This is a genomic window from uncultured Campylobacter sp., from assembly GCF_938017705.1.
Classification (GTDB): Bacteria; Campylobacterota; Campylobacteria; order Campylobacterales; family Campylobacteraceae; genus Campylobacter_B.
Genome location: NZ_CALIIS010000240.1, coordinates 1 through 10,108 on the forward strand (window position 1 = coordinate 1; position 10,108 = coordinate 10,108).

Annotated in this window: 13 protein-coding genes; all 13 read left to right on the forward strand. The window is 49.3% G+C overall.

The genetic code is table 11. The features are described from left to right. A partial coding sequence (locus tag Q0605_RS11075) for a hypothetical protein (RefSeq protein ID WP_298706912.1) occupies window positions 1–600 on the forward strand: 600 nt, incomplete at its 5' end. After that, window positions 600–1,853: a pitrilysin family protein gene (locus Q0605_RS11080; protein ID WP_298706913.1), complete on the forward strand. Its 1,254-nt coding sequence runs from the start codon at window positions 600–602 to the stop codon at window positions 1,851–1,853. The genes Q0605_RS11075 and Q0605_RS11080, both read left to right, overlap by 1 nt. Next, window positions 1,846–2,742: a 4-hydroxy-tetrahydrodipicolinate synthase gene (gene dapA / locus Q0605_RS11085; protein ID WP_297894048.1), complete on the forward strand. Its 897-nt coding sequence runs from the start codon at window positions 1,846–1,848 to the stop codon at window positions 2,740–2,742. The genes Q0605_RS11080 and dapA overlap by 8 nt, the downstream gene beginning before the upstream one ends. Further along, window positions 2,743–3,522, forward strand: a complete 780-nt coding sequence (locus Q0605_RS11090) for an enoyl-ACP reductase (RefSeq protein WP_298706914.1) — start codon at window positions 2,743–2,745, stop codon at window positions 3,520–3,522. Beyond that, window positions 3,519–4,076: a CDP-diacylglycerol--glycerol-3-phosphate 3-phosphatidyltransferase gene (gene pgsA, locus Q0605_RS11095; protein ID WP_298706923.1), complete on the forward strand. Its 558-nt coding sequence runs from the start codon at window positions 3,519–3,521 to the stop codon at window positions 4,074–4,076. Before Q0605_RS11090 ends, pgsA begins: the two co-directional genes overlap by 4 nt. A gap of 682 nt (window positions 4,077–4,758) precedes the next feature. Further along, window positions 4,759–5,874: an RIP metalloprotease RseP gene (gene rseP, locus Q0605_RS11100; RefSeq protein WP_298706915.1), complete on the forward strand. Its 1,116-nt coding sequence runs from the start codon at window positions 4,759–4,761 to the stop codon at window positions 5,872–5,874. After that, on the forward strand, window positions 5,871–6,509 hold the full coding sequence (locus tag Q0605_RS11105) for a YggS family pyridoxal phosphate-dependent enzyme (RefSeq protein WP_298706916.1): 639 nt from the start codon (window positions 5,871–5,873) through the stop codon (window positions 6,507–6,509). The genes rseP and Q0605_RS11105 overlap by 4 nt, the downstream gene beginning before the upstream one ends. A gap of 37 nt (window positions 6,510–6,546) precedes the next feature. Continuing rightward, window positions 6,547–6,702: a hypothetical protein gene (locus Q0605_RS11110; protein WP_298706917.1), complete on the forward strand. Its 156-nt coding sequence runs from the start codon at window positions 6,547–6,549 to the stop codon at window positions 6,700–6,702. 218 nt (window positions 6,703–6,920) lie between these two features. Next, the gene (locus Q0605_RS11115) at window positions 6,921–7,124 is read left to right on the forward strand and encodes a hypothetical protein (protein ID WP_298706918.1); all 204 of its coding nucleotides are present in this window, start codon (window positions 6,921–6,923) and stop codon (window positions 7,122–7,124) included. A 180-nt stretch (window positions 7,125–7,304) separates the two neighbouring features. Continuing rightward, window positions 7,305–7,988: a hypothetical protein gene (locus Q0605_RS11120; protein ID WP_298706919.1), complete on the forward strand. Its 684-nt coding sequence runs from the start codon at window positions 7,305–7,307 to the stop codon at window positions 7,986–7,988. Further along, complete coding sequence (locus Q0605_RS11125) at window positions 7,981–8,514, forward strand: hypothetical protein (protein ID WP_298706920.1); 534 nt, start codon at window positions 7,981–7,983, stop codon at window positions 8,512–8,514. The genes Q0605_RS11120 and Q0605_RS11125 overlap by 8 nt, the downstream gene beginning before the upstream one ends. Before the next feature lie 134 nt (window positions 8,515–8,648). Next, entirely contained in the window at window positions 8,649–9,110 is a 462-nt protein-coding gene (locus Q0605_RS11130; protein WP_298706921.1) for a hypothetical protein, read from the forward strand. 270 nt (window positions 9,111–9,380) lie between these two features. Beyond that, window positions 9,381–10,108 (forward strand): class I SAM-dependent methyltransferase (locus Q0605_RS11135; RefSeq protein WP_298706922.1); only part of this gene is annotated, 728 nt, incomplete at its 3' end.

The window sequence follows — 10,108 nt, forward strand, 5'->3', positions numbered from 1 at the left end:
GCGGAAAGCGGAAATTCGGAGATTAAAAGCGCAAAGCAAGGCAGCGTGGATCAGAAGCAGGATAAAATTTCAAAAAGGGCTTCCAAAGTCGATGCAGATCAGAAGCAGGGTCAAATTTTAAAAAGCGGCGTAAGCTCCAAACGCGGTAAAATTTTAAAGAATACTTCGCAGAATGACGCCGTACAGGATAACGCCTCGCAGCAGAAAGATGCCGCAGCTAAAAATCTCTCGCAAAGCGGTGCAAAGAGCGAGAATTTAGAGGCTAAAAGGACAAAGCAAGGCGACACGGCAAGCAAAACCGCCAAAATAAAAACCGCAACTAAAAATAAAACCGCAACTAAAACCGCGTCGAAAAATATAACCGCAACTAAAGCCGCGTCAAAAAACGACATAGAAAGTAAAAATTCTAACACTAAAGCCGCGCCGAAAAACGGCGCAGAAAGCAAAAACTCCAAGAGCAAAAACGTAAAACAAAGTCGCGCTAAAACTAAAAAATCCGAGATCGAAGAGACCAAAGAGCTTAAAGAGGCCAAAGAAGCGAGCGGCGTCCAAGACGCGGAGCAAAACTCAAGCAAAAAACGAAAGGTGAAAAAAGATTAATGTTTCCTAAATTTAAGAAAATAACGCTGCAAAACGGGCTTCAAATTTATCACATCCCGATGAATAAAGGCAGCGGCGTCATCAGCGTGGACGTGTTTTACAACGTCGGCTCGCGCGACGAGACGATGGGCAAAAGCGGCATCGCGCACATGCTGGAGCATCTAAATTTTAAATCCACGAAAAATCGCAAGGCGGGCGAGTTCGACGCGATCGTAAAGGGCTTTGGCGGCGTGAATAACGCAAGCACAGGCTTTGATTACACGCACTACTTCATAAAGTGCGCGAGCTCAAATTTAGAGGTCTGCTTGGATCTTTACGCCGACATAATGCAAAACTTGAGCCTCAAAGACAAAGAATTTCAGCCCGAGCGCAAGGTCGTGCTCGAGGAGCGGCTATGGCGCACCGATAACGATCCGTTCGGATACCTATTTTTCAGGCTCTACAACGCCGCGTTTTTGTACCACCCGTATCACTGGACGCCGATCGGCTTTCGCAAGGATATCGAAAACTGGAGCATCAAAGATATCAAGGAATTTCACGCTAAATTTTATCAGCCGCAAAACGCCGTGCTGCTGATCACCGGCGACATCGGCGAAAAGGCGGCGTTTGATGCGGCTAAAAAATATTTCGCGCCCGTAAAAAATAAAAGCGAAATTCCGCGCCCTCACTGCACAGAGCCTGCGCAAGACGGCGAGAAGCTTAGCGTTATTTATAAAAACAGCGAGGCGCAGATCGTTGCAGTCGCCTTTAAAATTCCGCCGTTTAACCACCCAGACGCCGCGGCGATCAAAGCGATGGATATATATCTTAGCGGCGGCAAGAGCTCGCTTTTACAGCGCGTGCTGATCGATGAGAAAAAGCTCGCCAATCAGATCAATATCTACGATATGAGCGCTAAGGATGAGAATTTATTTATAGTCTTTGCCGTTTGCAACCAGGGCGTAAGCGGCGAGGCGTTGAGGAGTGAAATTTTAACGCTGATCGAAAAAGCCAAAAAAGCTAAAATAAGCGACGACGATATGCTAAAGATCAAAAACACCCTAAGCAGCGATCTTATCTACTCCCTCGACAGCGCTAGCAAGGTAGCGCAGATGTACGGCAACTACATCGTCCGCGGCGATCTGGACGCGCTATTTAGGCTGGAGCGCGAGATCAAAAGCCTGGATAAAAGCGCGGTTAAAAAAGCGATGAAAACCTATCTAAGCCTTAAAAATTCCACGAGCATTATCTTACGAAAGGAAAACGATGAATAAAAATGTCATAATCGGCTCTATGACGGCGCTGATCACGCCTTTTAAAGAGGGCAAACTAGACGAGCAGACTTACGCCAAGCTCATCAAAAGACAGATCGCAAACGGCATAAGCGCGGTAGTACCCGTAGGCACCACGGGCGAGAGCGCGACGCTGACGCACGACGAGCACCGCGTCTGTATCGAGATCGCCGTAGACGCGTGCAAGGGCACGGACGTCAAAGTGCTAGCGGGCGCGGGCAGTAACGCAACTCACGAAGCGATCGGACTCGCGCAGTTTGCGCAGGCTCACGGCGCGGATGGAATTTTATCCGTAGCGCCCTACTACAACAAACCCACCCAAAAGGGGCTCTATCTGCACTACAAGGCGATCGCGAGCTCGGTAGATCTGCCCGTGCTGCTATATAACGTCCCGGGACGCACCGGCTGCGACATCGCCGCAGATACGATCATCAAGCTTTTTAACGACTGCGAAAATATCTACGGCGTCAAAGAAGCCAGCGGCAGCATCGATAAATGCGTCGATCTGCTCGCGCACGAGCCGCGCCTTAGCGTGCTTAGCGGCGAGGATGCGATCAACTATCCGATCCTAAGCAACGGCGGCAAGGGCGTGATCTCCGTTACGGCAAATTTACTGCCCGATTACACGGCGAGGCTAACGAAATTTGCGCTGCAAAATGAGTTTTTAAAGGCCAAACAGATCAATGACGATCTCTACGCGATCAATAAAATTTTATTCTGCGAAAGCAATCCGATCCCGATCAAAGCGGCGATGTATATCGCGGGCCTGACGCCGAGCTTGGAATACCGCTTGCCGCTTTGCGAGCCGAGCGCGGAAAATCTCAAAAAAATAGAAAACGTAATGAAACAATACACTATCAAAGGATTTTAATTGACGAACGAATTTAAAGGAAAAACGCTAGTTATCAGCGGCGGCACGAGAGGCATAGGCAGGGCGATAGTTTTGGAATTCGCAGCTGCAGGGGCAAATATCGCTTTTACGTATAATTCCAATGAGGAGCTAGCGACTTCGCAAGCAGCCGATCTTGAGAAGGCTTACGGCATCAAGGCGCGCGCTTATGCGCTCAATATCTTGGAGCCCGAGACCTACAAAGAGCTCTTTGCCAAGATCGACGAGGATTTTGCGCGAGTGGATTTTTTTATCTCAAACGCCATAATCTCGGGTCGTGCAGTCGCGGGCGGATACACTAAATTTATGAGGCTAAAGCCGCGCGGTATCAACAATATCTTTACCGCGACCGTAAACGCCTTCGTCGTGGGCGCGCAAGAAGCCGCAAAACGCATGGAGGCAATAGGCGGCGGCTCGATCATCTCGCTTAGCTCCACGGGAAATTTAGTCTATATCGAAAATTATGCGGGTCACGGCACGGCAAAAGCCGCGGTTGAAGCGATGGCACGCTACGCCGCGACCGAGCTTGGAGAGAAAAACATCCGCGTAAACGTAGTAAGCGGCGGACCGATCGAGACGGACGCGCTGCGGGCCTTTACGAACTACGAAGAGGTGCGCGACAAAACCGCCGAGCTTAGCCCGCTAGGACGCATGGGGCAGCCACAGGATTTGGCGGGAGCATGTTTATTTCTATGCTCGAGCAAGGCTAGCTGGGTGACGGGGCACACCTTCATCGTCGACGGCGGAACGACCTTTAAATAATGCTAAATTTACCCAATATTTTAGCGAGCTTTCGCGTTGCGCTCGCGCCGCTATTTTTTTGGCTGATCCTACTAGCAGGCCGTGCAAACGGCGGCATGGTGGGTTCGATGCACGTCAGCTGGATCGATTATTTCGCCGCGCTCGTCTTCGTCATCGCATCCGTCACGGATTTTTTCGACGGATACATCGCGCGCTCTTGGAACCAAAAAACGAGACTTGGCGCCATCATCGATCCACTCGCCGATAAGATGCTAACTCTTGCGGGCTTTTTGGGGCTTATGTTTATCGGGCGCGCCAGTCCGTGGGCGATCTATCTGATCCTAATCCGCGAGTTTTTCATCACGGGTCTTCGCGTGGCGATGGCGGGCGACGGCGTAGAGGTCGCCGCGTCGATGGCGGGCAAGGTGAAAACGGTCTTTCAGATGATCGCTATCGGCTGGCTAACGATGCAGTGGCCCTATGCAAACGCCCTACTCTGGATCGCGGTCGCACTGACGCTATATTCGGGCTTTGAATACGTCGCGGCGTATGCTAAGGCTACGAAAAAGAGTTAAATTTTAGGCTGGATATGGCTTTCGTGTTTGAAAAGAAAATCGGCATCGTAGAGCGCAAAGCTCGCGCTTAAAGCGGGTTTTGGCGATAAAATTTCAGCGTGAAATTTCACACATACCGGCAAGCGTAAAATTTTAAAATTTCGCGCTATAAATTGTGAGATAAAATTTTATAGATGCTTAATCTGTACGCGCACAGCAGTGCGCTAAGCCTATAAAATTTAAAAGATAAAATTCCGCTGCGTAAAATTTCACGGCGCAGAATTCCGTCTAACCGCCGTGCAAAATTTCAGGGCGGCGCGGCAGTATTTCAAAACATGGCGGAATTTCAAAGTAAAACGGAATTTCAAAATATAACAGCTTTACAAAGCATAGCGATATTTCAAAACGTGAGGCATCCTAAAGCATTACGACATTTCATAGCACAAGCCGCACGCGGCGAAATTTTACAATCCGCTCCGCAAAATCTCGCGGTAAAATTTCACTTTTAAAATTTTAAATTCCGCGCGCTGTCCATCCGCCGCGCGCCTTTAATTTAGCTAAATTTATATCCCGAAACGACGACGGGCTAAGTTTAAAAGCTAACCAAGTTTAAAAAAACGAGCTAAGGCTTTAAACGACGATCTAAGCTTAAAATTTACAAAATCATAGTAAGCTTAGCCCATTTTTTACAAAGGTCTGAAATTTGAAAAGCATAATTTTAACGCTAGCGATCCTGGCGGTCGGATTTTATTTTTACTCGATAAATTTTATGGTCACGGTGCTGGCGATCAGCTTCCTCATCTTTTTCCACGAGCTGGGGCATTTTTTGGCGGCGCGGGCGCTGGGCGTGGGGGTGAACGTCTTTAGCGTGGGCTTCGGCGAGAAGGTCTTTACCAAGCAAATCGGCGCTACTCAGTACGCTATCAGCGCGATCCCTCTGGGGGGCTACGTGAGTCTTAAGGGACAGGAGGATTTGGATCCCGCCGCAGTAAGCGCAGACCCCGACAGCTACAACTCCAAAGGCCCGATCGCGCGCATAATCATACTTTTTGCGGGGCCGTTTTTCAACCTGCTGCTTGCGTTTTTGATCTACATCGCGCTGGGCTACATCGGCGTCGAAAAGCTAGCGCCGAAGGTCGGCAAAATTTCGCCAGGCTCCGCCGCAGCAAGCGCAGGGCTAATGCTAAACGATGAAATTTTATTGATCGACGGCAAGCAGATCCGCGAGTGGGACGACATCTCAAAGCAGGTAACCGCCGCGCCTCTAAGCTTAGAAATCATGCGCGGCAGCGAGCGGCTGAGCCTGCAGCTCACGCCGAAGCTCGGCGAGAAAAAAACCATCTGGCGCGAGAGCATTAGAGTGCCGCTCATCGGCATTTCGCCCGATTACAACGCGACCGTGACGCTATATCACAAGGGCGCGAGCTCGCTTAGCTTCGCGTGGGATCAGACGGTGGAGGCATCAAAGCTCATCTTGGTGGGTCTTGAGAAGCTCGCCAGCGGCGTCGTTTCGCCTAAGGAGATGGGCGGCATCGTCGCCATTACCGATATCACCTCAAAGGCGGTCGATTACGGTGCTGCGGTCCTGCTCGCGCTCGTGGCGCTAATATCGGTAAATTTAGGGCTCATCAACCTCTTTCCGATCCCCGCGCTAGACGGCGGACACATCGCGTTTAATCTATTTGAGCTCATCTTCCGCCGCCCCGTGCCAAAGCGGGTATTCGTGGGCGCCAGCTACGTAGGGATGGGCATTTTAGCGCTTTTGATGATATTTACGGTGCTGAATGATTTCGCTAGAATTTTGGGATTTTATAAATGAGGCTGGATGAAATTTTAAAGCGCATTGAGGCTGCGAAAGCAGGCGCGGGCGAAGTGCAGCTCGTCGCGGTAAGCAAAAACGTAGGCACGGATGAGGTGCGCGAGCTGTATTCGCAAGGACAGATCGCATTCGGCGAAAACAGAGTGCAGGAGCTAAAGCGCAAAAGCGAGGCATTGCGCGAACTGCCGCTAAAGTGGCACTTCATCGGCACGCTGCAAAGCAACAAAATCAATCATCTCATCGCTCTGCGCCCAACGCTGTGGCAGAGCTGCAACAGTTGCGAGCTCGCGCTTGCCGTAAATAAGCGGCTAACGTATCCGTTAGATACACTGCTGGAGATCAACGCCGCAGGCGAGAGCTCCAAAACGGGGCTCGATAAAAACCGCGCGGTGGAGGAGTTTTTGCGCATCAAGCAGGAGTGCAAAAATCTAAATTTAATCGGCGTGATGAGTATCGGCGCACATGTGAGCGAGCCCGCGCAGATCGCGCGAAGCTTCGAGGTGAGCCGCGAGATCTTCGATGCGCTCGTGCCGCACGGCGCGCGGATCTGCTCGATGGGGATGAGCGATGATTTTGAGCTCGCGATCAAATGCGGCTCGAACATGATCCGCCTGGGTAGAATTTTATACGCCTAAATCCCGAGGGACGGGCCTTAGCGCGCAAGCAAATTTTATGCCGTTTTTATTAGGCGGCGCGCTTGATTTGCCGTACGAGCTAAATTCGGCGCGTAACTTGAAATTTAGCGCAATGCTTGATTTTACGCGCCGTTTAAAATTTAGCGCGTTATTGAAATTTTACGCAGCGCAACAACACGGCATCAAATTTTAAACCTCAATAAAAATTTATTCGCAACGACGCAAATTTTAAAGACGTGAGAATATAAAATTCTAAGCGCAATCCATATAAAGACAGAATCTTAAAAGGCGAAATTTCAAGTGGCGGCAGCTGGCGTACATCGCGCACATGCTGGTTCAGGGCGCGAAAGTGATCTTTATGGATGAGTCACCAACGGGCTGGATTTTGGCAATCAGATCAAGCTGCTCGAGATGATCAAGGCGCTAGGCGACGAAGGCTACACCTTCGTGCAGACGACGCACTACCCGCGCCACGCGAAGTTTGTTTCAAATTTGACGCTGTTTATAAAAGACGGCGAAATTTTAGCTTTCGGGCGCAGCGAGCAGCTCATAAATGCCGAAAATATCGATAAAATTTACGGCATAAACTACGAAAGATACGAGGATAGATTATAAATTTTACGGGCGCATAGCGCCGTTAAATTTAGCCGAATTGGGGTAAAATTGCGCGCATAAATAACTTTTCGGCGGCAAGACGGCGCGCCCTATAAAATGCCGTGTGGGTCGCGGCTGCAGCAATGCAAGTAGCAAACTGAATTGCTAGCGAGCAAAAACGTCTAAATTTAAAGGAAAATCATGACTCCGCGCGAGATATTTTTAAACGGCTGCGCCGAGATCGCGGCAAATTTTACGGACTTCAAGCCCACGCAAAAGGGGCAAAAACTAACGAAGCTCGCAAGCAACAAGGAGATTTTATTTGAAATTTATTTTAGCTCCAGCATGCGTAACTACTCCGGTAGCGTAAGCATCCTGCCGCAGATAGCAATCTACTGCAAGCGTCTAAAAAAGCTGATGCAAGAGGAGCTGTCCTACTCGACCGACCTTGTTTTCGTATCGTATCTAAGCTATCTCACGCCGCGCAGGCAGTTTCGCGACTGGCAGCTCGCCGGAGCTAGCTTTGAGCCTAGCGTGCGAGAGATTAGCGCGGCTATCAAGGACTGCGCGCTGCCTATTTTTGAACTTTTTGAGGATAAACAAAAGGTGGTGGAGTTTATGACGCAACGCGGGGCTAAATTTAACAAAAATCTAAGCGCCTTCGATCTGCGTCCGATCTACTTTATCTTTTATTTCGGAGGCAGGGACGCGGCGGAGGCGTTTTTTAACGTCTGCCTAAGCGATTGCACCTACAAAGGGCGATTTTACAAGCTTTACGAAGAGCTTGCAAACGGCGCGGAGGCGGATTTCGGCAGGAGTTCGTCTATGGGCGATACGGAGGCGAAATTTGCATTTGTAAAAGGACTTAGAATTTTAAATGGCTGAAGCTTTAATTCAAATTTTAATCGTTATTTTTAGCGTTTTGCTTCTGGGTGGGATTATTTGGACGCTTCTTCGGCGCAATCCTCGCAGGCTTAGCTCGCGCGAGCTTGCCGCGATAGATGGGATAAGCGAAGCAGACGCGGTAAAAAGGCTTTCCATGAGGCCGTTTTTGTTCTGGCTAGAGCGGTTTTTTATCTCGTGCGAGAGCCTTTGGTTTGATCAGGATTTTATCTACGTTTTTAACGGACAGAAGCTCGCGGCGAGGTATAAATTTGAGCAAATTTTAGCGCTTGAAGTCACAAAAATTCGGATAAATCATGCTAGGATTTGGCGGATCCGCTTTGCGAGCGGCGCGAGCGAGCTTGAACACGGCAGCGCAAACAAGCCCGAGCAAGACGGCGCGAGCGAGTATAAATTTGCGCCCGCCGCTTCGATTTTTGAGCCGAGCTTTAAAGAATTTTTGCAAATTTTACGCGAGAAAAACCGAGAAGCGATCAAGACAGAGTCTGGATTTTGGGAGGCCGTTTAGCGCGGCAGAATTTTACAAAGCGGATTTTCAAAAAATAGAAAAGGCGCGGAGCTTTCAGGCGCGATCGTCACAAAGGGCGGCAAAAGCTACGCGCGAAACCGCAAGAGGCGATAAATAGATAATGGGGGGGCAAAATGAAACGCTGGAGCAAGCTTGCAAAACGGCTTTACGAGCTCGTGGATGAAAGCATTGATTTTAAGCTCCACTGCACGGTTTATAGGATGCAAAGCAGGCGCGGCAGCACGGATTTGCCGCGATATTTTATCACGCTTGCGGGCGAGATTATTTTTGATTACCCGAAGGATTTCGTGCTAAAAAGCGGCGGCGTAAAAAGCCTGGTGCAGGGTGCTCTAGCGAAAATTTATCCGTATGGTAACGACATAAGCGACATCGGCGAGCTTATCCGCGAATATATCGACACGCCCAAAGAGGAGCTGTTTGCAAAGCACTTTGGTGCCGATGAATGGGGGCTTGCAAATATCCTAAAGGCCGCCGACAAACGCATCGGCAAAAGGAGGCTGCAAATTTTAGCCAAAAACAAGAAAAATCAAGCGATGCAAAAGGTGATAGCGGCTAGGATGGAGGCCTCGCAATAAGTTTGAGCGGTAATTTAAAGGCGGAGCGAACAAGTGCGGGCGACAAACTAAAAATTTTGATTTATGAGCGGACTTTTAAAAATTTAGCTACGGTCGTTCAGCGAAAATTTAAAGTATCGCAAGCGGATAAAATATATAAAAGCGAGCATGTATTGCTGCTTTTTTTGACGGTTTAAAATTCTAAGTAGCTTGAATGCGGCGCATAAATTTGCGCCAAAATTTAACGAAAAATCGGTGCGGTCTGCTCACTAAATTTTAGAAAGGATAGTTATGATTTTAGCTTCAAACTACGATGATATCGACTTTGACGCGCTTTATAAGGCGCAAAAGGCAAAAAGCTCATTCGGCAAAAAGCTGGCCGAGCATTGGGACAAAAAGGCGCCGAGCTTTAACGAGGGCGTGATGAAAAGCGTCTACGCGCAAGAATTTATAGATAAGGTCGATTTTACAGGCGTTTCTACGCTGCTTGATTTTGCATGCGGCGCAGGCGCGCTAAGCGTGCTAGCAGCGGAAAAGGTGGATCAAATTTACGGTTATGACTTTTCGCCCAAAATGCTGGAATTCGCCCGCGAGAATGCTCAAATTTACGGCGCAAAAAACGTTAAATTTGCGCAAAAGGCCTTCGAGGACGACTGGTCGGACGTACCTGCGTGCGATCTCGTCTTTGCTTCGCGCTGCCTCGAGGTGGACGATCTAAAAACTGCGCTTGGCAAGCTTCTTTCAAAGACCAAAAAATCGCTTTATATCACGTTTAAAGTGGGCGGCAGCTTCATGGACGGGGATATTTTGGACGCGATAGGGCGTGAAGTGGAGCAAAAGCCAGACTTCGTCTATCTTTTAAACATCCTATTTCAAATGGGCTATCTACCGAGCCTCAGCTATATCAAAGCCTGGTGTCACGGCGGCGGAGCGAAAAGTGCGGAGGAGTTTGTGCAAAAGACGCGCTGGGTTGGATCGTTGCGGCTCGTTTCAGCGGCCCGGCCATGGGAGGTCGGGGG

Excerpts from the sequence above, each read along its gene's own strand:
- Q0605_RS11080 (WP_298706913.1), top strand. The coding sequence starts at position 600 with ATGTTTCCTAAATTTAAGAAAATAACGCTGCAAAACGGGCTTCAAATT.
- dapA (WP_297894048.1), top strand. The coding sequence starts at position 1,846 with ATGAATAAAAATGTCATAATCGGCTCTATGACGGCGCTGATCACGCCT.
- Q0605_RS11105 (WP_298706916.1), top strand. The coding sequence starts at position 5,871 with ATGAGGCTGGATGAAATTTTAAAGCGCATTGAGGCTGCGAAAGCAGGC.
- Q0605_RS11110 (WP_298706917.1), top strand. The coding sequence starts at position 6,547 with ATGCCGTTTTTATTAGGCGGCGCGCTTGATTTGCCGTACGAGCTAAAT.
- Q0605_RS11115 (WP_298706918.1), top strand. The coding sequence starts at position 6,921 with ATGATCAAGGCGCTAGGCGACGAAGGCTACACCTTCGTGCAGACGACG.
- Q0605_RS11120 (WP_298706919.1), top strand. The coding sequence starts at position 7,305 with ATGACTCCGCGCGAGATATTTTTAAACGGCTGCGCCGAGATCGCGGCA.
- Q0605_RS11125 (WP_298706920.1), top strand. The coding sequence starts at position 7,981 with ATGGCTGAAGCTTTAATTCAAATTTTAATCGTTATTTTTAGCGTTTTG.
- Q0605_RS11130 (WP_298706921.1), top strand. The coding sequence starts at position 8,649 with ATGAAACGCTGGAGCAAGCTTGCAAAACGGCTTTACGAGCTCGTGGAT.